This window comes from Streptococcus sp. LYSM12, from assembly GCF_004569635.1.
GTDB lineage: Bacteria > Bacillota > Bacilli > Lactobacillales > Streptococcaceae > Streptococcus.
Genome location: NZ_SPOZ01000003.1, coordinates 1 through 22802 on the forward strand (window position 1 = coordinate 1; position 22802 = coordinate 22802).

17 protein-coding genes and 1 pseudogene are annotated in these 22802 nt (G+C 40.7%); 17 read left to right on the plus strand and 1 reads right to left on the minus strand.

Annotation, left to right across the window (positions count from 1 at the left end; translation table 11 throughout):
• The 13 genes and pseudogenes from E4T79_RS10930 to pheT form a co-directional block, all read left to right on the plus strand.
• Window positions 1–938 (plus strand): annotated as a pseudogene (locus tag E4T79_RS10930) (hypothetical protein); the annotation flags it as partial.
• Window positions 939–952: 14 nt separating this feature from the next.
• Window positions 953–1543 (plus strand): TipC family immunity protein, encoded by a 591-nt coding sequence (locus E4T79_RS01205; RefSeq protein WP_135026911.1) that lies wholly within the window; start codon window positions 953–955, stop codon window positions 1541–1543.
• Window positions 1544–1911: 368 nt separating this feature from the next.
• On the plus strand, window positions 1912–4389 hold the full coding sequence (locus E4T79_RS10935; RefSeq protein ID WP_167752593.1) for an RHS repeat-associated core domain-containing protein: 2478 nt from the start codon (window positions 1912–1914) through the stop codon (window positions 4387–4389).
• Between the two features lie 14 nt (window positions 4390–4403).
• Entirely contained in the window at window positions 4404–4784 is a 381-nt protein-coding gene (locus E4T79_RS01215) for a hypothetical protein (RefSeq protein ID WP_135026912.1), read from the plus strand.
• Window positions 4785–4952: 168 nt separating this feature from the next.
• The gene (locus E4T79_RS01220) at window positions 4953–5375 is read left to right on the plus strand and encodes a hypothetical protein (protein ID WP_135026913.1); all 423 of its coding nucleotides are present in this window, start codon (window positions 4953–4955) and stop codon (window positions 5373–5375) included.
• A 182-nt stretch (window positions 5376–5557) separates the two neighbouring features.
• Window positions 5558–7882 (plus strand): RHS repeat-associated core domain-containing protein, encoded by a 2325-nt coding sequence (locus E4T79_RS01225; RefSeq protein ID WP_135026914.1) that lies wholly within the window; start codon window positions 5558–5560, stop codon window positions 7880–7882.
• A 38-nt stretch (window positions 7883–7920) separates the two neighbouring features.
• Complete coding sequence (locus tag E4T79_RS01230) at window positions 7921–8151, plus strand: hypothetical protein (protein WP_167752594.1); 231 nt, start codon at window positions 7921–7923, stop codon at window positions 8149–8151.
• Between the two features lie 186 nt (window positions 8152–8337).
• Entirely contained in the window at window positions 8338–9018 is a 681-nt protein-coding gene (locus E4T79_RS01235; protein ID WP_135026916.1) for a colicin E5-related ribonuclease, read from the plus strand.
• Window positions 9019–9021: 3 nt separating this feature from the next.
• On the plus strand, window positions 9022–9549 hold the full coding sequence (locus E4T79_RS01240) for a hypothetical protein (protein WP_135026917.1): 528 nt from the start codon (window positions 9022–9024) through the stop codon (window positions 9547–9549).
• Between the two features lie 419 nt (window positions 9550–9968).
• A complete protein-coding gene (locus tag E4T79_RS01245) occupies window positions 9969–10919 on the plus strand; it encodes an RHS repeat-associated core domain-containing protein (protein WP_228063751.1) in 951 nt (316 codons plus the stop codon).
• Between the two features lie 348 nt (window positions 10920–11267).
• Complete coding sequence (pheS, locus tag E4T79_RS01250; protein WP_135026918.1) at window positions 11268–12314, plus strand: phenylalanine--tRNA ligase subunit alpha; 1047 nt, start codon at window positions 11268–11270, stop codon at window positions 12312–12314.
• 12 nt (window positions 12315–12326) lie between these two features.
• Window positions 12327–12794 carry a GNAT family N-acetyltransferase gene (locus E4T79_RS01255; RefSeq protein WP_135026919.1) on the plus strand — a complete coding sequence of 156 codons (468 nt, stop codon included), beginning with the start codon at window positions 12327–12329 and terminating at the stop codon, window positions 12792–12794.
• 60 nt (window positions 12795–12854) lie between these two features.
• Window positions 12855–15257 (plus strand): phenylalanine--tRNA ligase subunit beta, encoded by a 2403-nt coding sequence (gene pheT, locus E4T79_RS01260; protein WP_135026920.1) that lies wholly within the window; start codon window positions 12855–12857, stop codon window positions 15255–15257.
• Window positions 15258–15637: 380 nt separating this feature from the next.
• On the opposite strand, the gene E4T79_RS01265 is transcribed toward pheT, so the two are convergent.
• On the minus strand, window positions 15638–15940 hold the full coding sequence (locus E4T79_RS01265; protein ID WP_135026921.1) for a hypothetical protein: 303 nt from the start codon (window positions 15938–15940) through the stop codon (window positions 15638–15640).
• Between the two features lie 838 nt (window positions 15941–16778).
• On the opposite strand from E4T79_RS01265, the gene E4T79_RS01270 reads away from it, so the two are divergent.
• The 4 genes from E4T79_RS01270 (at window position 16779) to E4T79_RS01285 (ending at window position 22308) form a co-directional block, all read left to right on the plus strand.
• The gene (locus E4T79_RS01270) at window positions 16779–17522 is read left to right on the plus strand and encodes a polyphosphate polymerase domain-containing protein (RefSeq protein ID WP_135026922.1); all 744 of its coding nucleotides are present in this window, start codon (window positions 16779–16781) and stop codon (window positions 17520–17522) included.
• Entirely contained in the window at window positions 17503–18186 is a 684-nt protein-coding gene (locus tag E4T79_RS01275) for a DUF4956 domain-containing protein (RefSeq protein ID WP_228063752.1), read from the plus strand. The genes E4T79_RS01270 and E4T79_RS01275 overlap by 20 nt, the downstream gene beginning before the upstream one ends.
• A gap of 341 nt (window positions 18187–18527) precedes the next feature.
• Complete coding sequence (locus tag E4T79_RS01280) at window positions 18528–20219, plus strand: G5 domain-containing protein (RefSeq protein ID WP_135026923.1); 1692 nt, start codon at window positions 18528–18530, stop codon at window positions 20217–20219.
• 472 nt (window positions 20220–20691) lie between these two features.
• Window positions 20692–22308, plus strand: a complete 1617-nt coding sequence (locus E4T79_RS01285) for a G5 domain-containing protein (protein WP_167752595.1) — start codon at window positions 20692–20694, stop codon at window positions 22306–22308.
• The last annotated feature ends 494 nt before the right edge of the window (window positions 22309–22802 follow it).

The following is a 22802-nucleotide window of genomic DNA, read 5'->3' on the forward strand; positions in this document are numbered from 1 at the left end:
ATTTCTGTGAAATAGCTCCAAAAGCAAATGGTGGGACAGTCTATGCGAGTGAGGTGACGTTTACCCCAGGTCAAACTTCAGCCGCTCAAGATTTCAAGAATAACCTTGAGAAACAGTATGGATTTGATAGTGAGACAACTGATATTATGTGGAAACTCTATCAAAATATAAAAAACGTTGAGGGTAAAAATGCGGATTATGTCTTTAATCGTTTAGTTGGTGGGGTTAGCTATCAAGGATTACTATGGTCTGAGACAGCTGGACAAGGTTATACTAAATCAGAGATTATGAAAAAGTATAGTTTGACTTTTGAGGAATATGCTCGTTTGCATAGGCAATTAATGTTACAACACGGATTATCAGGTGTTGATAGACAGGAGTATCAGGGAGACGGTGCAGTTCAATCAGTAGTTGAAAATTATAAAAATCAAGGTATTACGATAAGTGCTGAAGAGGTACAATATGGTATTGAAAATATGATAGGAAAAAATGATTTTACTCATCAAAGTATTACGATTGCAACCCACTTATATGATAAGCCGAGAATGGCTGATATGATTGGAAAACTTAATGGTAAAAAGGGACAGGAAAATCGCACCTTTACGAATGAATTGTCAGGTTGGCGAGGAGATGTGACAGGTCAAGCTTTGGCAAAACCTAGCCAAGGAGTAGATGATTATCAAGCAGATTTGGATGCCGTTAATATTGTCTGGTTAATGCAACAAGGTGGATTGAGTTATGCTGGAGCAAGCAGTGAATATTACTACATGTTGTCTAATACCAACATAACCCGAGAAAAATTGTTCAATCAGTCTGTTGGTATTGACTATGTAAGAAATGAATTATTGACTGCCGAAAAGGCTAGCAGTATGGAGGAATTACGGTTCAAGAATCCTGTAGCATATGACTTTATTCTAAAATTAGAGGCTGGTAAATAGTCTAGGAGGTAACATTGAAATACTTGAAGATAATAATAGGTTTTTTATCTATTCCTGTAATGGTGATAGTAGGTTGGTATATGGTTACATATACTAGCCTAAAAAACCCGATAGATGAAATGATTTATTCAGAAATTACTCGTTTTAAGATTGTTGGTGTACCGGAATATAGTTATGTGGTAAATAGTCCTGTATCGTATGATGTTACTGATAATAATCATTTTACAATTTTAAATTATAGGTTAAAAAATTTAAATAAAAATGAATCTGCATATATTTATATAGATGATTTGAAAAAGTTTATTTTTACATATCAGTTTAATTTAATTGACAACAAAGTATTAATTATTGAATATTCTTATCAATTAGCTGATATAGAGAAAACGATTTATATAAAAGACGAGAACAATATTAGAATCGCTGAATATGATAATATATTGAAATTATTATCGGAAAATAATCTTAACAAAGAGTGGCTTAGGAATAGGTCTAATTTTGTTTTTCATGATATGTTATTACAGCCTTGGTTTGAAAAAGGTAGTCAGCGTTATTCTTTTGAAGATTTAGGAAATTTGAAGATAGAAGAATCAGAGTTACTGAAATAATTGTAAGTCGTTGTGCTTTATACTTGATAGAGTGATTGCTATGAAAAATATATTATAGATAACTTGATGAAAGTGGTATATTCGTGGTGCTGTAGGCGATTGAGCTAGTCAGCGAGGACTTTGAAAACGCTGGATACGATGTATCGTTTTCCGTCCTCTCTTGCCTAGCTCCCCGCCCACCTATGGAGTTATCCTCCATAGGTGTTTTTGACATCACCACGGGAATTATCTAGTTTGTCATAAAAGTATAACAAGGGAAGTAAGTTTGCCTTATCTATTTATTCGTAACACAAGATATAAAATAGAGTATAGATAAATTTTTTTATAAAAACATGCTATAATAGAACTGTTTAATATAGTGTTATCGGGTGCATACTGAGTTTCTCCAAATCAACGACCGTCAGGATACCTACACTTATGACCTGGCTGGCAACAAGCTGACCAGCACAGAAGAAGTGGACGGTAAGGAAGAAAAGACTACCTATACTTATGATGATAACAACCGCCTGACTAAATTGGAGAACAAGGACGGCACTACCACCTATAGCTATGACAGGAACGGCAACCGCATTTCTTCCAAAAAGAATGATGAGCAGCTAGACTATATCTATGACACGGAGAACCGTCTCTTAGCTGTGAAAGACAAACAAGGTCTTCTCCTGGCTGCCCTCTATGATGGGGACGATAACCGAGTCTTTACCGCCAGCCGCAAGGAGGGCAGGCATACCTATCCGCTCTTCAAACGCGAGGAGAAGAAGAAATCTCCTTACACTGCGGAGCATAGCCTCTTCTGGTATGGCTTTAGCCAGAATGTTCTTCAGTCGCTTTCTACCTTACCACAGACCGTTGGGACTATCTGGCATGATATTTTCGACGATGTCTCCACCGCCTACCACCAGAAAGTGGCGAAAGACAGAGCTAATAGTGAGGGGCTTGTCATCAACCCACCAGACTTAGGAAATCTCCCTGGTGAGGGAGACGTGACCTACGCTTCTCAAGTGAAAGAAGTTCTTATCCCTTACACCACGAGAGAAGACACATTCAACTATTATGAGGAGCGCAACTACGTTAACGATGTCAATCGGGCACATACCGAAGTTCTCCAGACCTATGACCGTGAGTTAAACGCCAAGGAAACCTACACCTATGGTCAGGGTAGAACGTCTTACCTGAATCATGAAACAGGAGACCACTATCACTACCTAAGCAACCAAGCAGGATCCGTAACAGGCTTGACCAAGGAGGGAGTAGCAGTTGCTTCAAGCAGCTATAGTCTTTACGGATTAACCAAGCAGTCAACAGATGAAACAGGCAATCCATTTGCCTACAATGGGGAAGCAAGGGACATCACAGGACTTGACTATCTGCGAGCAAGATACTATGATAGCAGGGCTGGGACGTTCTTAACCGAGGATAGCTATGCGGGTCAAGCAACAGACCCCCTCAGTCAGAACCGCTATGCCTATGTCCATAACAATCCGGTGAATTACACCGACCCGAGTGGACACTTCTGGAACAAGCTATGGAAAGGTGCTAAGAAATTCGGCAATAACTTGTGGAATGGTGCTAAGAAACTCTATCACAAGGCTGAGAGATTTGTAGGGAATCTCTCGAATGCGGGTCAGAATTTGGCTAGCCATTCGTTGAATAAGCTGACGGAGTTTATTTCTGGTGGAAGTCGGGGAGGTAGTCAGATACAACCTGCACGATCCTTTACAAGACCATCTATAGGAAGCCAACCCCATTCAACGTATGATTGGGTAACTGGAAAGGCATATCAGCCTCATTATACGGCTGTGAATCGTTGGCAAGAAGCACGAGTAAGTGGTCTATCTACGCATCATTGGGGAACTTCGCAGACCCGAGAAGCCCAGAATATCGATCGCAACTGGACGAAAGCCCTAGAAGAAACGATACGGCATGTCTGCAATCCGAGGACAACCAAGGCAAGGGATAAGGGTTCTACCCCGAAACCGATTAGCTTTGGAGGTGGAGGTGTTGCTAGCTGGGAGGGTCCATCTGGCTCAAGCTCCCGCTATCAGCCGAATGTTTCTGCTCCATCGAAAGGGAACAACAGTAGTACTAAAGGCATCAATAGTTCAAATTATGGGGTGAATCTAGGAGGTGTTGCCAGCTGGGATGGTACGGCAGGTTCAAGCTCTCGCTATCAGCCAAAATCTACATCTAAACCGAAAGAGTTGACTGAGAAAGAGATAGCAGCAAGAAGAGCAGAGGGGAAAAAACTCCTCAAGATACTTGGCGGAGAGCTCAGTGGCTGGTATAGTGCCAAACGTCTTTGGACAGGGAAAGACCCTGTAACAGGAGAAACGGCGAATCGTTGGTTTGCGGCAGGCGAACTTGGTTTTGATCTGGCTAGTTATATGATTTTGTTTGCCAAAGCCGGAAAAGCTATCAAGGCAGCCCAGACAGCAGGTAAAGTGATTGATACGATAGATAATGTCAGTGACGCATCGAAAGCCTTGAAAGCTGTGGATACTGTTGATGATACTAAAGATGCTCTGAAAGTTGCAGAAGCTGTGGATGATGTGTCAGATGTGTCGAAAGGATATACGCCTCCTAAAGGAGGCGGAGGGACTACATCAACCATAAAGATTGGAGATAAGACTATCAATTTTGGTCATGGAGGAAGACATTTAGAAGGAACAGGATATACGGTACCAGATATTAGTAAAGCTATTGCGGATGATCTTATTAGTAATCCTCTAAAAATTGGAGAGTATAGAGTGAAGGATATTGTCATAGATGGTACAGTATTTAGATATAAAGCTAAGGCATTAGATAACAATTTAATAAACGTAGGAACATTCTATCCTATTTCAAAATAGAAAGAGAATTTATTATGTCTAGAAAATTAAATCAACTAGAACTGACGTGGTTTAAATTATTGCTAAAACCCTTTTTTGATGGGAAGGAAATTATTGCCACACAACTAAGGGAAGCTGTAGTTATTTCTGAAATTTCGGAGCCAATTATCTCTTTAAAATTACAAACAACATCAAATGTTGTATTTCCGTACGAGGAGAGAGTTCCTGCACAGATGTTAGTTTTTCAACCTGATGGAGATAGTGTTGATTTTCTTCTACATGTTGTCGATGGTTTTATTGATGAGCTAGAAGTCTATTCTACTAGTGGGAAGTCAATTAGTCCAAATAGTATTTTGCTAGAGGATATTAGGTATAATACTTTTTCTAAACCAGGTAGTTATTTTTATGATAATTAAAGAGTAATTTATGTACAAATGACAGATCCCAGATGGATGGGAACAGAAGGGTGGGTTAAGATGCAAAGAATTGTAACTTTATCGGATGGAACGAAAGTGGATATCCACTATGTTTATAATAAATTGACGGGAGCATTTGATGATTTTAAATTTAAGTAAGGAGTGCAAATGGATAATTTTTCTTTAGAAATTATTTGGCGTGATGATTGTGAAGATTTATTAGAATTAAAAATTGATATCGTGACCGAATTTGTAACGATGTATCAATATTGTTATATTTCTTCCGTAGACTTATTAAATAATATGAAAAGTATTGAACGGCATATTGAAGGACAGAGCGAAACGAGAATCAATTTTGGAGAGATGACTGGACTATATACACCAAGCTTTTCCATGCTCTTGTACCCAAAAAAAGCGAATGATGATATGCTGGTGGAATTAGATTTAGAAATTGCGGACAATGATGAACGAAAGCACCGTTGTCAATTGTATGTGAAATCGAAGGCAGATTTTTGGAGAATTTTTTCAAATAATGTGGAAAAAATGGTCATAAATAATAGTTTGTCCAAAAGTATTCTTTCTCCGTATTAAGTATGGAAGTTTATCGATAACAATTGTAATTATGATTTATTAAAGATAGTGACTATCTGACTAAGATAGAGAATAGGGAGGGTACCATTATCTATACCTACGATGGGAACGGCAACTGCATCTAGCCTTGGAGAATTATTTAGTTTGTCGTAGTAAAGTACGATACGGAGAACCGTCTTTTGGTGGTCAAGGACAAGGATGGTCTTTTGATGGCTGCCCTCTATGATGGGGACGATAATAGGGTATTTACCGCCAGTCATAAAGAGGGCCAACATACCTATCAACTCTTCAAACGTGAGGAGAAGAGGAAATCTCTATACACAGCACCAGCTGGTGAGGAGAATAGTATCTTCTGGTATGGTTTCAGTCAGAACGTTCTACAGTCGCTCTCTACCTTGCCACAGACCATTGGGACTATCTGGCACGATATCTTTGACGATGTTTCTACTGCTTACCACAAGAAAGTGGCGAAAGACAGAGCCAATGATGAGGGACTTGTCATCAACCCACCAGACTTAGGAAATCTCCCTGGCGAGGGTGATGTGACCTATGCCAGCCAAGTCAAGGAAGTTCTTATCCCTTACACCACGAGAGAAGACACATTCAACTATTATGAGGAACGCAACTATGTCAATGATGTCAATCGGGCACATACCGAAGTTCTTCAGACCTATGACCGTGAGCTGAAAGCCAGTGAGACCTATACCTATGGACAGGGACGCCTTTCCTACCTCAATAATGAAACGGGCAAACACTACCACTACCTGACTAACCAAGCAGGTTCTGTGACAGGCTTGAGCAAGGACGGACAAGCCGTAGCGTCAAGCAGCTATACTCTTTACGGCTCAACCAAGCAGTCAACAGATGAGGCAGGCAATCCTTATGCCTACAATGGGGAAGCAAGGGACATCACAGGACTTGATTACCTGCGTGCAAGATACTATGATAGCAGGGCTGGGACGTTCTTAACCGAGGATAGCTATGCGGGTCAAGCAACAGACCCCCTCAGTCAGAACCGCTACAGCTATGTCCATAATAATCCAGTTAACTATACTGACCCAAGTGGGCATGTCGCTTCTTCTCCGTTTACCATGCTTTTAGGTGGTGGGAAACCTCGATATACTCAACCAAGACCACTGATTAACTATGAGAATGGCACCCTCTATGCGCCTAATACACCTGAAAATAAGGCTCATCAAATCCGTCAGCAACAGACAGGTGTGTATAGTTACACTTATGTCCCAACCTATGTTCCAACAGCTTCCGCTTATCAGTATATTCAGCAACAGGAATCACAAGTCAGAGCACAAGCCCATGCTCAAGCGATCCGGTATCGTCAGCAGCAGATTCGAAATGAGTATGCACAATCAACCGGACACTATGGTACTCCTAAAACCCGTGAAGCAGCGAACCTTTTAAGAAACTGGGGCAAGGCTCTGAAAGAGACTTACACTCATGTGTGTCAGACAGCCGAGCGTGTCGGTAAGCAGACCATGAAGTCCTTGAAGAAAGTTGATTGGAAGAAAGTAGCGATTGTGGCGACAGCTACCGTAGCAGCCGTAGCCGTAACAGTGGTGACAGCAGGAGCAGCAGCCCCTGTGATTGCAGGAATGTTGGGAGTTAGTTCTTCCGCATTAGCACTGGGAACAGTAGGGGTGGGGACAACGCTTGCGATTGGAGTAGGAATAGGAGCTGTTAGTGGAGCAGCAGGTGGAGCAACTTATGGCTTGGTAGAGGGCTCTCTATCCAATAGAGGTTCTAAGACCATTGCCAAGAATACTTGGAATGGAGCTGTGAATGGCTTTACTTCAGGAGGCTTGACGGGAGGTTTCGGCAGTGTCCTTACAGGTAGCACAGCAGGTCTTTCCAATCCTCTACTCCGTTATGGGGCGGACACTGCTTCTGAAACGGTAGTGGACACCCTTGTGGATTCTGCGACAGGTGGCAATGTTACACTTACTAGTATTGGAACCAATCTTGTACTTAATGCGGTTTCGGAGGGTGTATCAGCTAGAACTGTTAAGAGTGGAAAAATAGATATTAATACAGGCAAGCCTAGGAGTAGTGATAAATCGGTCAGTGGAACCTATACCAATGCTATAGATATAGATTCAAAAGTCACAGTAATTGATAAAGAAACTCTACCTTCTTTTATTCAAGCTAGTTTTGAAGGGAGTCAGTATAAAACTGTGAGAACCGATGAAGATATGCTAGTTTATAGAGTTTTTGGAGGTAAGGCTCATAAAAATGGTTCATTTGCAACAAGTAGTCCAGCAGTAAATAGAATACAAAGTAAAATTGATAGTGCTTTATTACCACAGTGGGGAAATAGTAGAACTCATGAGGCTGAAATTTTAATTCCTAAAGGTACGATATTGAATGTTGGTAAAGTTGAAAAACAAATGACTTTGAGTGGAACGCTATTATCAGGGGGAGTAGATCAAATATTACTACCTCAAAATTGGGATGTTAATTGGATAAAAAATATTAGAGAGGTAAGGCCGTAATGATAGCATCTAGGCAATTATTAAGACAGATTACTAAAGTGATTAATTTATTAAACAATATGGATAATACTTCTTCTACCATAAAGTTACTGTTGAAAAAATATTTAATGATTGAACAGAAATTAAAATCTAATAATATAAATAAAAATGATAGCTTAATAGGTAGTACAAGAGCTTACTTAGATAGTTTCAGTGATTATAATAATCCCATTTTGGTAGAGATGGATAAGGCGGAAAAATTACTTGAAAGTTTTAAAGATAGTATCTGATTTTAATTAGTTATTACTACAAGGGAATATAGTTGCCTTATTCTATTCGTATAAGAAACCTAAAAAATAAGTTATGAAATAAATTTTTTCTTTAAAAATGAACACTAACGAGAACACACCGAGGTTCTCCAGACCTATGACCGTGAGCTGAAAGCTTGTGAGACTTACACTTACGGACAGGGTAGAGTGTTCTACCTCAACCATGAAACAGGAAATACCTATCACTACCTAAGCAACCAAGCAGGCTCTGTGACAGGCTTGAGTCAAGATGGTCAAGCAATCGCTTCAAGTCGTTACAGCCTCTACGGTTCAACGACTGGAACAACAGATACCACTGGTAACCCGTTTGCCTATAATGGTGAAGCCCGTGATGTCACAGGTCTTACCAATCCTCTACTCCGTTATGGGGCGGACACTGCTTCTGAAACGGTAGTGGACACCCTTGTGGATTCTGCGACAGGTGGCAATGTTACACCAGCTAGTATTGGAACCAATCTTGTACTTAATGCGGTTTCAGAGGGGATATCAGCTAGAACTGTCAAAGCGGATGTACCTATTAACAAGCCTAAAGCTGGTGATGTTAGAAAGAAGTCTAATCAAGTAATAGCAGATGATATTATATTTAGTAATAAATTTTCAAAAAAAGATTATTTAGGTCAAGTTGTAGAAAGAGGCTGGAATAATCAGATGATTGCGGATACTATTAACAATCCTGTGAAAACAACAAAAGGGTATAATAAATATACAAATAGTAGCGTAACCAATTATTATATTGATGATATTCACTATGTAGCAATTGATGATAGTACTGGAAAAGTTATTCAAATTGCTGATTTAAAAGATAGTGACTGGAGAGGACCAAAGTAAAAAATGATAGAAAGACCTAAGGGAAAAATCAACGAAATTATTTATTCACATACTGTTTATTTTGATTTCAAATATCGCATATATCCGACATTAATAGGTTTATTTGATATACTTGAAGAGATTATACAAGCAGAAGAAACAACAAAATATATTTCTATTATTCCTTTTTATGCAAATGCAAAGTCAAATTCTCAAGAGGAATTCGATATGGGGGGGATGTATATTAAGTGTCAACCACGAGTAACTCCTGAGGATAGAGAAGAATTCATAAAGGATTGTATGTTTTGGCTAGATAAAGATTCAGAGTATAAACTGCTTGAGAAGTATGTTACCTTAGAAGATATGCAGAATAGTCATTTCTTAGTTGAAAAATCTGATGTTCTAGGTTTTCAACAAAGTATTCAAACTTACATGACTTTTTTAATGGAAAGGGGAATTCCACAAATGATGAAATGGCTGTACGAGATATGTGCATTGGATTGTGAAGATCTTCCATATGGCTATTTTCGTTTTAAAATCTCATCGGATTAAGGAATTAAAATACTAGTGTGGACGAAATGATAATCTATGCAAGCTAGGTTTTGTCAATAATATTTGAAATATTATAATGCAGATGCAAAAAAATGTGATGTTTCAATAATGAATTTTAGTTCGTATTCCGTGGTGCTGTAGGCGCTTGAGCTAGTCATCAAGGACTTTAAAAACGCTAGGAGGTATTTACTCGTTTTCCGTCCTCTCTTTCCTAGCTCCCCCGCCCACCTATGGAGTTATCCTCCATAGGTGTTTTTGACAACACCACGGGAATTATCTAGTTTGTTATTAAAGTACAACAAAGGAGTAAAGATTGGCTTACTTATTTATTTGTAAAACAGGATAAAAAATAGGTCATAAACAAATTTTTATTAGTTACAGAATGCCATGATAGAATGGTTAGGAACTGGTGTTCGTTTTTGCCTTACGACAAGAACGGCAACCGGATTTCTTCTAAGAAGAAGGATGAGAAGTTAGACTACCTCTACGATACGGAGAACCGTCTGCTTGCGGTCAAGGATAAGGATGGTCTTCTCATGGCCGCTCTCTATGATGGGGACGATAACCGCGTATTTACCGCCAGCCGCAAGGAGGGTAAGCATACCTATCAACTCTTCAAACGCGAGGAGAAGAAGAAATCTCCTTATACTTCTCCAAATGGGGAGGAGCACAGCCTCTTCTGGTATGGCTTTAGTCAGAATGTGCTTCAGGCACTCTCAAGCTTCCCACAGACCGTTGGGACTATTTGGCATGAGATTTTCGACGATGTCTCTACCGCCTACCACCAGAAAGTGGCGAAAGACAGGGCGGGTAGTGAGGGACTGGTGGTCAACCCACCAGACTTAGGAAATCTCCCTGGCGAGGGTGATGTGACCTATGCTTCTCAAGTGAAAGAGGTTCTTATCCCTTACACCACACGGGAGGACACATTCAACTATTATGAAGAGCGCAACTATGTCAATGATGTCAATCGGGCACATATCGAGGTTCTCCAGACCTATGACCGGGAGCTAAAAGCCCGTGAGACCTACACCTATGGACAGGGTAGAGTATCTTACCTCAACCATGAAACAGGAGATACCTATCACTACCTAAGCAACCAAGCAGGATCCGTCACCGGCTTGACCAAGGACGGACAAGTCGTAGCGTCAAGCAGCTATAGTCTTTACGGTTCAGCCAAGCAGTCAACAGACGAGACAGGCAATCCGTTTGCCTACAATGGGGAAGCAAGGGACATCACAGGTTTTGACTACCTGCGTGCAAGATACTATGATAGCAGGGCTGGGACGTTCTTAACCGAGGATAGCTATGCGGGTCAAGCAACAGCCCCCCCTCAGTCGGAAGCTACAGCTATGTTCACAACAACCTAGCTAACTATACTGACCAAGTGGACACTTCTGGCAGTTTCGGAAGATGATTCCTGACGGACGGGGGAACCCAATTTGCATTTGTGGGGATAAGCAATCACAGAGTATTGCCAAATCCTGCTGTTTTTGCTAGAATAAAGGTAATTGAATAGAAGTCTGCGAGACTAGTACATCTAGGGAAACTGTCTAGGGAGGTGAGCCATGACTGGAAGCTCATTCGGTGAAAATAGGTCGAATTCACTCGTATAAGGACTTAGAAATAAGGTTTGCAGAAATGCAAATGAAAACGGATGGTACCGCGTGACAACGCTCCGATTGAGTGTGGTCATGCGTTTTTACTTTGGAGGAACTATGGCAACAATTGAACAACAGTTAGCTGAATTAAAACAATCAACGCTTGATGAGTTGCAAAAGATTCGTCATGAAAACGCTAAGGATTTGCAGGACTTGAAAGTCGCTGTACTAGGGAAAAAAGGTTCGTTGACCGATTTATTGAAAGGCTTGAAAGACTTGTCAAACGAGATGAAGCCGATTATCGGAAAGCAGGTCAATGAAGTCCGTGATGTCTTGACGAAAGCTTTTGAAGAAACCGCAGAACTAGTTGAAGCTGAAAAAATTAAGAAGCAATTAGCTCAAGAATCCATTGATGTGACCTTGCCAGGACGTGTGGTCAAACAGGGGTATCGTCATGTCTTGACTCAGGTTAGTGAGGAAATTGAAGATATTTTCTTGGGCATGGGGTTTCAGATTGTTGACGGTTTTGAAGTAGAAAAAGATTACTACAACTTTGAGCGGATGAATTTACCAAAGGATCATCCAGCCCGCGACATGCAAGATACTTTCTATATCACTGAAGAAATCTTAATGCGGACCCATACCAGTCCCGTTCAGGCGCGAACCATGGATCAGCATGATTTCTCAAAAGGTGCTCTCAAGATGATTTCCCCAGGGCGGGTTTTCCGTCGGGATACCGATGATGCAACCCATAGCCATCAATTCCACCAGATTGAAGGCCTGGTTGTTGGGAAAAATGTCTCCATGGGAGATTTGAAAGGTACGCTTGAGATGATTATCAAGAAGATGTTTGGTGCAGACCGTCACATCCGTCTTCGTCCGTCTTATTTCCCATTTACAGAACCGTCAGTTGAGGTTGATGTGTCTTGTTTCAAGTGTGGTGGTGAGGGCTGCAATGTCTGCAAGAAGACAGGCTGGATTGAAATCTTAGGTGCTGGAATGGTACATCCTCATGTTCTTGAAATGAGTGGGATTGATCCAACTGAATATTCTGGTTTTGCTTTTGGTCTTGGCCAGGAACGGATTGCCATGCTCCGCTATGGTATCAATGATATCCGTCATTTCTATCAAGGTGATGTTCGTTTTTCTGAGCAATTCAAATAGGGAGATGTTCAGATGATTGTTGAAATCGAGAAAAAAGATCTTCCCTTGCTTAGGGAAATGGCGATACAGACTTTTGAGGAAACCTTTGGCGAATTTATCAAGAAAGCAGATTTGGAGCATTTTTATACTCATGATTTAGCTCTTGAGACCTTGGAAAAAGAATGGCATCATCAAGAGTCTGCCCACTATTTTGTTCTCCATGAGGGACAGCCAGTTAGTTTTCTAAAGGTTAACTGGGGTCAAGCTCAGACCGAACATGAGTTAGAAAATGCCTTTGAAATTCAACGAATCTATGTCCTAAAATCCCACCAAGGCTATGGTCTTGGTAAGGCCTTGTTTGAATTTGCCTTAGAGCAGGCTAGAGAAGCTGGTTTTACTTGGGCTTGGCTAGGAGTTTGGGAGAAGAATGTGAGAGCGCAGCAGTTTTATGTCAAGTATGGATTTGAACGCTTTAGTCAGCACGAGTACGTGACAGGATAAAGAGTAGATATTGACTGGCTTCTGAAAAAGCAGATAATGGAAGAAAAATGAGGAAGTAAGATGTTAGTAAGTTATAAATGGTTAAAAGAGTTAGTGGATATTGAAGTATCGAGTAAGGACTTGGCTGAAAAAATGTCCACGACAGGAATTGAAGTAGAAAGTGTGACTTCTGCTGCAACTGGTTTGTCAAAAATTGTGGTGGGAGAAGTCCTCTCTTGTGAAGATGTACCAGATACGCATCTTCATGTCTGCCAAGTGGATGTGGGGGAAGACGTACCGCGCCAAATCATCTGTGGTGCGCCAAATGTTCGTGCAGGTATCAAGGTCATAGTAGCACTCCCTGGCGCACGCATTGCAGATAATTATAAGATTAAAAAGGGAAAAATCCGTGGTTTGGAATCGCTCGGCATGATTTGTTCGCTCGGTGAGTTGGGGATTTCAGATGCTGTTATTCCAAAAGAATTTGCGGACGGGATTCAGGTTTTACCAGCAGATGCAATCAATGGTGAGGAAGTTTTCTCCTATCTTGGTTTGGATGATGAAGTGATTGAATTATCCATTACACCAAACCGAGCAGATGCACTTTCTATGCGTGGGGTGGCCTATGAAGTTGCAGCGATTTATGACAAGACGGTTCAATTTAAGGAGTTTCCACTTGTTGAAATAGAAAAGAAAGCCAGTGATGTGATTGAGGTGAAAATTGAATCTCAGAAAGTGGCAGTTTATCATGCGCGCGTGATTGAAAATGTAACGATTGCACCGAGTCCTCAATGGTTGCAAAATCTTTTGATGAATGCAGGGATTCGTCCGATTAACAATGTGGTCGATGTGACCAATTATATCCTGCTTTATTTCGGACAACCAATGCATGCGTTTGATTTGGATAAATTTGAAGGTAAGACGATTGTAGCGCGCGATGCACGGGATGGGGAAAGCCTGGTGACCTTGGATCAGGTAGAGCGTGAATTGATAGCAGATGACATCGTTATTTCCGTTGCGGATAAGGTTGTTGCTCTCGGTGGTGTCATGGGTGGCGCAGAAACAGAAATCGATGCTCAGTCTAAAAATATCGTCTTGGAAGCAGCTCTCTTTGACGGAAAATCAATCCGGAAAACATCTGGTCGTTTGAATCTTCGTTCGGAATCATCTTCTCGTTTTGAAAAGGGAATTAATGTAGCAGATGTGATAGCAGCGATGGATAGGGCAGCGAGCATGATTGCAGAATTGGCAGGTGGTCAAGTCTTGGCAGGTCTTGTTTCTGCAGGAGAAGTGGAGACCAGTCCTGTACCTGTTTCAACTAGTCTGGACTATGTCAATCGTTCCTTGGGAACGACTTTAGTCTACAGCGACATCGCAGCTATTTTCCACCGTTTGGGCATGGAGATTGCAGGTGATGAGGAGAACTTCACAGTTCAAGTTCCATGCCGCCGTTGGGATATTCGCATTCCAGCAGATTTGGTAGAAGAAATTGCGCGGATTTATGGATATGAGAATCTTCCTACAACCCTGCCAAAAGAAGATGGGACAGCAGGTGAATTGACAGTTAGCCAAAAGCTTCGCCGTCACATTCGCACAGTAGCTGAGGGAGCTGGGATGAGCGAGATTATTACCTATGCTTTGACGACCCCTGAAAAGGCTGTTGAATTTAGCCTAGCACCAACAACTGTAACAGAATTGATGTGGCCAATGACAGTAGAGCGCTCGGCTCTTCGTCAAAATATGATTTCAGGAATACTCGAGACGGTTGCCTATAATGTGGCTCGTAAAAACAAGGATTTAGCCTTGTATGAAATCGGAAAAGTCTTTGAACAGGCAGGAAGTCCAAGCCAAGATTTACCTCAAGAAATGACAAAGTTTGCCTTTGCTCTTACAGGACTTGTGACAGAAAAAGATTTCCAAACAGCAGCAAATCCTGTTGATTTCTTCCATGCTAAAGGAGTGTTAGAAGCTCTATTTGCCAAGTATTCACTTGCAGTGGATTATGTGGCGACTAGCCATCTCGCAGCACTTCATCCAGGGCGGACTGCTCAGATTGTGTTAAACGGTCAGGTGATTGGTTTTGTTGGACAGGTCCATCCCCAAGTTGCTAAAAATTATGGCATTCCAGAAACCTATGTGGCAGAGGTGAATGTAGATGCGATTGAGGCTGCGCTTCGACCTGCTGAACCATTTGTTGAGATTTCAAAATTTCCAGCTGTTAGTCGAGATATTGCCCTCTTGGTAGATCAGGAGATTCAACACCAAGCGATTCTAGATGCTATTCGGTCTGCCAAGGTTAAATACCTCACGAAAATTAGCCTCTTTGATATTTACACGGGTAGTAATATCGAGGCGGGTAAAAAATCAATGGCCTACAACTTGACGTTCCAAAATTCTCAGGATAGTCTGACAGATGAAGAAGTCGCTAGGTACATGGAAAAAATCTCTGCAACTCTCAGTCAAATAGGAGCAGAAATTCGATAATACAAGATACGAGAATGTTTGACGCGAGTACGACTTGTTTTATTTCTAAGCTTCAGCAGTCTACTTTAGACTGTCGATATCCCACTGAGGATGGCTAAATGCACGCTTGTAGGGACTTAGAACCAGTAGGAACGATATGTTCAGTAGTTTACTGTAATGTTTAAAAGCTGCTCTTACTTTCTGATTTTTAGGACTGCTGGTACATGTCTTGCATTTAGATGTGGATTACACCAATTCACTAGATTCGTTTCCCTTTTCTGACTATTTCTATCCTTACAAGGAGCTGCATTTGTAATCAACTGAAGCAGAAACGCTTTTGTTCCCCTTTCACATATTTGGTTAACTAAAAAAACTTGGAAATCTCCAAGTTTTTTATGATATTATAGCAAAAATAACTCAATGGTAATCTGTTCTGTTTCGCCGTACTTGGCAAGGAGCTGGGCTGCGATGTCATCATAAAGGGTATGGATGACTGTGATTTTCTCAGGGAACTGTTTACCGACATAGTCAAATCTGCATTCAATGGTTAGAAATAATTCATGAAAGAGCTCATTGATGTGTTCTAATTGAGCAATCAAGACTGCATCATCTTTTAAAAAATCAGGGATTTCCTTGCGGTGGTCAGCAAAATCATCGATTTTCTTGACAGGGAAACAGCCGTATTCTAGGCAAAATTCATACATGTTCTATTCTCCATTCTCGTTCTAATACTCTATAAAATCAACAGCTGTCTAGCTTTCATACTTTATTAATTGTGAAAGCTAGGAGATTAGGCTAGTGAAGCTAGCTTCCTCTAAATAGCGATAAAACAGAAAGCTCAGCGAGGTGAGCTAATACTCAATGAAAATGAAAAAGCAACTCGTTTTCTTTTCCTGTCCTTAACATTTTCATACCTTAAACCAACAAGGACTACGCCCTTTGTGAAAAAGAGACGAATCCGTTGCAACGTTTATTGGTTTACGGCTAGGGCTCCCTTTAAGGAAACGAAGCTGTTCTACCTTTGGAGGTGTGATTACCTTTGGGTGCAACATCTTCTTGGTTGCAAGAGGTCCCAAGCCGGTCGTTATCTAGTTTCTCCCTGCATTTCATTTTTGATGAAGTTAGCTAGCCTCTGCTAAGTTTCACAATATAGCAGCCGTTTCGTTTATTTTTAGTACTAGGCAAGGAGTCGCAGGTAGTTGAAATAGTTGATAACTATTTCAAGTGACAGATAAGAAAAGTGTAACTTTTCTCAATGGTACAGCAAGACGAGTGAACGAAGTAATAAAATATAAACTAAACGACTATAACTTCTGTCCGACCGCTTATTTTATCTAGGAATGGGCTGTCGAAAGTTGGAAATAAAATGAGTGACACTCGTGTCAAACGCTGACGTTTGTTGAACATACGATGTCATTTGACTATATCATATTTGCCAGCAGAGACCAACTATTCTGTTTAAGATTTTTTTAATGAAACTTTCAGCTTTCTTTCATGTTTCTTCGTTAAACTATTGTTACTGAAAGATAAAGGAAGTGACAGATGAAGACAAAAATCGTACAAAAACAATTTAGACGTAAGGAATCAAAGTACATAGTAGACAAGAAAGTATTTGTTCAATTAGAAGCAGAATTGAAAGAGCATATGGTAGCCGACGACTATGCTAAATCCAGCATTACCAATATCTATTTTGACAATGACAATTTTGGGATGATTCAAGATGCTATTGCCAAGAAATATGGTCGAGAAAAGGTGAGAATGCGAATCTATGATACTGAACCAAGTGAGAATAGTCAGGCCTTTTTAGAAATTAAACAAAAAGAAAATAAAATCGGCCTTAAGTACCGCCTGACATCAACGCCGCTTGCGGTCATGAATTATGTCGAAAAAGGTTTGGCAGATCACACCATTACAGATGAGAAAGTGACATCCAAGTTAGAGGTTTTACGGGAGCGCTACGGCACGATTAAACCCAAAATGTATATCTACTACGATCGTGTGTCTTTCAAGGGAAAAGAAGATAGGAAGATACGCGTGACTGTAGATCAAAATCTGCTCTATCGAGATGACTATGTGGATGTGAAAAAGGGGAAATTTGGTAGGTACCTGCTGGATCCAGATAAGGTAATCATGGAAATTAAGGTACCAGAGAAGCACCCTGCATGGTTAATAGCGCTACTTGAAAAATACCAGATTGACAAGCAGTCTTTTTCAAAATACGGGAATGCCTATCGTCTAGCTCAGACAAGTAGGGGAGGTGAGCCTTATGCAAATGCAGTTATTTAGCAGTATTTTTACCGGGGGTGTAGCCAATATGACCATCACACAACTTGGGCTGAGTTTAGCTGTTAGTCTCGTTCTAGGTTTGGGACTAGCGGGAATTTATAAGTATAAAGCCACCTATACCAAGGAGTTTGTAGTGACTTTGAGCCTGCTTCCCAGCCTCATTGCGATTATTATCTTCTTAACCAATGGTAGTCTGGGGACGAGTGTTGCAGTGGCAGGAACTTTCAGTCTGATTCGCTTTCGATCGGCAGCTGGAACCTCCAAAGAACTCTTAGCAGTCTTTATGGCGACAGTCATTGGACTTGCGACAGGACTGGGACATCTGGTACTTGCCATAACAGTTACCCTCATTTTGGGTCTTATGGTATTCATGTTAGAACACACCCGCTTCGCCCAAGTCAATCAAGACTACCGCTATCTTTTCGTTAGCATTGCAAAGGACTCTGATTATCCAGAATTTTTTGAACGCCAATTTGACAAGACGTGTCAACAGGCTGAATTGCTATCTATTCAGTATAAGTCTAAAAAAGATATCTTGGTCTTGGAATACCAGATACTGTTAGAACGCAATGGTACTGATAAGGAATTACTGGATACTTTGCTTACAGTAGCTCCCGTTTTGGTTCGTCTTTACAAGCAAGCCCCTAAGAAAAAATACCTATAAAGGATAAAATCAGCTTCTCCAGTTCATCATTTTGGGGAAGTTTTTACTTTTCATTTGTAGACGAAGTAAAGTTTGTATATGTTTTGCCTGTGTTTTTTAAATCTAATCGATAGACAATCTACAGACGATAAGAGAATGTTCGTATTTTTCGGAATTATAGAAAATAACTGAGTCAAAAAGTAGTTATTTCTATTTTTTTGAACAAAAAACAAGAATAACGTTCATGTTTTTGGACTAAATACTCGTTACGGTCAATTTGTCACCATTCTTCTTTTTCTATATAATGGGATATAGTCGTATTAGACCAGTTATGCTGGTAAATAGAAAGGTAACTTTAAGTAATGAAAAAAGAGTTATGTGTTGCCGCAACAGCAGCGGCTATCGTATCAGTAGCACCGTATTTGGTACGGGCTGAGCAAGCAATGTCAAACGGGGCCGAGCCGAATGTAATACAGGCGCAGGATGCTGATAAACAAGCCAAGGAAGAGTCGGTAACATTAGAGGAAGTAAAAGCACAAGCGATTGACGAAATTTCCCATATGAAAGAGTTGCCAAACTCTGTGAAAAACGAATATCTTGACAGGGTAAATAAGGCAACGACTACAGAAGAAGTTGAAACAGTCAAGAAAGAAGCAAGGCAAGATCAAGTTGCTCGTATACAGCTTAAGGCTAAAAAAGAAAATGCCAAACTGCTTCTAGCAATGAAAGAGTATCTTTTTCCCAACGAGCGTTCGAATTATTTAGACCGACTAGAGCAGTCGGGAACAGAGGCAGAGATTGATGGCCTACTAGCAGAAGCCGAACAATTTTCAGAAGTAAATAAAACGATTATCCTAAAGATAAGAGGTGCTCTCAATGAGATTGATACACTTGCTTATTTGAGCCCGGAACAAAAAGAGGACTTTAAAGCACGAGTAGAGGAACTAGGGTCTGAGAAGCAAATTGATAATGCGGTACTACTAGCCAAAAAGGCTAATATTCAAGCCTTGAAAGATATAGAAAAGGAACCCCTTAAAAAAGCTAAAGAGGTTTTGAGGGCTCTTAGGCAGTTGCCAGAAGTGACGGATAGGAGTTTATATGCTGGGCAGATTGACGTCTGGAACGCAATTGGTGATTATTTAGATGCTTATCTTGAACCATTTGACAAATTGGATCCAGAAACAGATGCAAATCTGACGAATGACGAGCTAGATTATCATCATCATCGTTTGTATGATGCTCTTCACTATGGAGAGCTGGAATATATCGCTCGCGATTTGAACCAGAAGCTCCAGCAATTTCCAGACAATCAAGAACTAAAAGACTTGGTTAAAGAGATGTTCTATGGTTTATATCCCTCACTCGATGACTCTGGTAAGGGTGGTGTTATTGCAGAGTTTATCAATAGAGCGATTTACCCACGGCAGAAAAGATTTAATGAATTGTATCGCATCTTATCAGGTACACCATTGACTCCACTTGTCCCTGCACAGCCCATTCCTAAAGAAGAAGCACCCGATTCGAGTACACCATTGACTCCACTTGTCCCTGCACAGCCTATTCCTAAAGAAGAAGCACCTAGTCAACCAGAAAAACCTGAGGTGCTCACTCGTCAGGAGGTACGCGAAGAGGCGCTTCCGTTCCAGACAATTACCAAAGAAAATCCTAGCTTGCTAAAGGGTGAGAAACGGATTGTCACAAAAGGAGAGGCAGGTATTCGCACGATTGTTGAGGAAGTACAGATACAGGGAGATGCACTTTTATCTCGGAGAGTAATCTCAGACACGGTGACAAAACCTGCTATTGATGAAGTGGTGGAAATTGGTACCAAGGAAGCTAGCGAGGAAATAGCTGAACAATCAGATATGGACACTCCAGACGGATCATCCTCAGAGCAGGGTGGACAGGAACCAGTGTTGCTCAAACAGTATCAGGATAAGAACCAAGCTAGACAGGTATTGCCAAAAACCAATGTGGCACCAAGTCTTTTATCTACTATTGGCATTGCTTTAGCAGGTCTGGTAGGATTACAAATCCAAAAACGTAAAAAATAATCTACCAAGGAACAAAACAGAGGTTGAGATAGTTCTCTTCCTCTTTTTCGATTGGACTCTCAAGCTAAATGACTATACTGAATAGTCTGTTTCAATAGTCTTCACAGCGAGTTTCTCAGAAAAATGTTTATAAGGGATACAATCAGCTTCTCCAGTTCATTTTTGGGGAGTTTTTACTTTTGTTTGTAGACAAGGTAAAGATTTTCTATGTTTTTTCTGTAGTTTTTGAGCTCAATTAATAGATAATCTACAGATGTCAAGAAAACATTCGTTTCTTTTTTGAATTGTAGGAAATGAATGATGTAAAGTGGATTTTCTTTTGTTCTTGTGAATAAAAAAACAAGTAGAACGTTCGTGTTTTGAAACAAAACGTTCGTTAAGGTTGATTTGTCACCTTTCTTCTTTTTCTATATAATGGGGATATAACTGTAGTAGACCAGTTATGCTGGTAAATAGAAAGGTAACTTCGATAATGAAAAAAGAATTGTGTGTTGCCGCAACAGCAGCGGCCATAGTATCAGTAGCACCGTATTTGGTACAGGCTGAGCAAGCAATGCCAAACGGGGCCGATCCGAGTGTAATACAGGCGCAGGACGCTGATAAACAAGCCACGGAAGAGCAGGCAAAATTAGAGGAAGCAAAGAAACAAGCGATTGCTGAAATTTCCCAATTAAAGGAGCTGCCAAACTCTGTGAGAAATGGCTACCTTACAAAGGTCAATGATGCAACTACTATGGAAGAAGTTGAGAGAGTCAAACGAGAAGCAAGCCAAGATGTTGCTACTCGTCGGCGATTTGAAGCTAAAAAAGCAGACGCCAAAGAGAGCCTAACAACGAAAGAGTATCTCTATCCAGACGAGCGTTCGAATTATTTAGCTCGACTAGAGCAGGTAGGTACAGAAGCAGAGATTGACGGTATACTGGCAGAAGCTAATCAGTTGGCAGCAGCAAATAAAAACATCTTCCAAAAGAGGGGGGATATTCGTGATGAGATTGACATACTCGCTTATTTGAGTCAGGAACAAAAGGGAGAGTTTAAGGTGCGATTAGAGGAATTACGGTCTGAGAAAGAGCTTGATAATGAGTTGCTACTCGCTAAAAAAGCCAATATTCAAGCCTTGAAGGATATGGAAAAAGAACCTCTAAAAAAAGCTAAAGAGGTTTTGAAGGCTCTTAAGCAGTTGCCAGAAGTGACGGATAGGAGTTTATATGATGGGCAGATTGACGTTTGGGACGCAGTTGGTGATTATGTAGATGCTTATCTTGAACCATTTGACAAATTGAATCCAGAAACAGATACAAATCTGACGAATCACCAACTACATTATCGTCAAGGTCGTTTGTATGATGCCCTTCACTATGGAGAGATGGAATATATCGCTCGCGATTTAGAGCAGAAGCGTCAGCAATTTCCAGACAACCAGGAACTAAAAGACTTGGTTAAAGAGATGTTCCATGCTTCGTATGCTTCTTTCGATACTGCTGGTAAGGATGGTGATTTTGTAAAGTTTATCAATAGGGAGATTTACCCACGGCAGCAGAAATTCAATGAATTGTATCGCATCTTATCAGGTACACCATTGATTCCACTTGTACCTGCACAGCCTATTCCTAAAGAAGAAGCACCTAGTCAACCAGAAAAACCTGAGGTGCTCACTCGTCAGGAAGTACGCGAAGAGGCGCTTCCGTTCCAGACGATTACCAAAGAAAATCCTGGCTTGCTAAAGGGTGAGAAACGGATTGTCACAAAAGGAGAGGCCGGTATTCGCACGATTGTTGAGGAAGTACAGATACAGGGAGATGCGCTTTTATCTCGGAGAGTAGTTTCAGATATGGTGACAAAACCTGCTATTGATGAAGTGGTGGAAATTGGTACCAAGGAAATAGCTGAACAATCAGATATGGAAATCCCGGACGGATCATCTTCAGAGCAGAGTGGACAGGAACCAGTGCTGCTCAAACAACATCAGGACAAGAACCAAGCTAGAAAAGTATTGCCAAAAACCAATGTGGCACCAAGTCTTTTATCTACTATTGGCATTGCTCTAGCAGGTCTGGTAGGATTGCGAATCCAAAAACGTAAAAAATAATTAATCCACTAAGGGACAAAACAGAGGTTGAGACAGCTCTCTTCCTCTTTTTCGTTTGCTACTATCCCTTAGACTTTGATGTTATAGTCTTTTAGTTTACTTTTAGTACTAGGCAGCGAGTTGCAGGCTGTACTGGAGTACGGCAAAGCGAGTGAACCAAGGAGTAAAAGATAAACAAAATGACTATACCAAGTTAGTATAAAGCAGCTATTTATTCCCTTTTCTATCCTCCTAACAAACAGTGATACGCATTTTTTCGTTCGTAGAGTTGTTAGGGCTAAGAGGAGACAGAAAATCATCACTTATAAAGGTCCTTGAGATCATTTGAGCAATTAGCTAGCCTTGTTTTTAGAGCTTGTATTCATGGCTTATATTTCTCCCTAATACTAGTCCCAAAGTCGTCATTCTGCTTTGCTGAATTTCTGTCCCACTTTCGATTGAGAGAAAGCAAACTTTTCTATCCGTATTTCTAAGGGAGTGGGAAAGAATTCGAT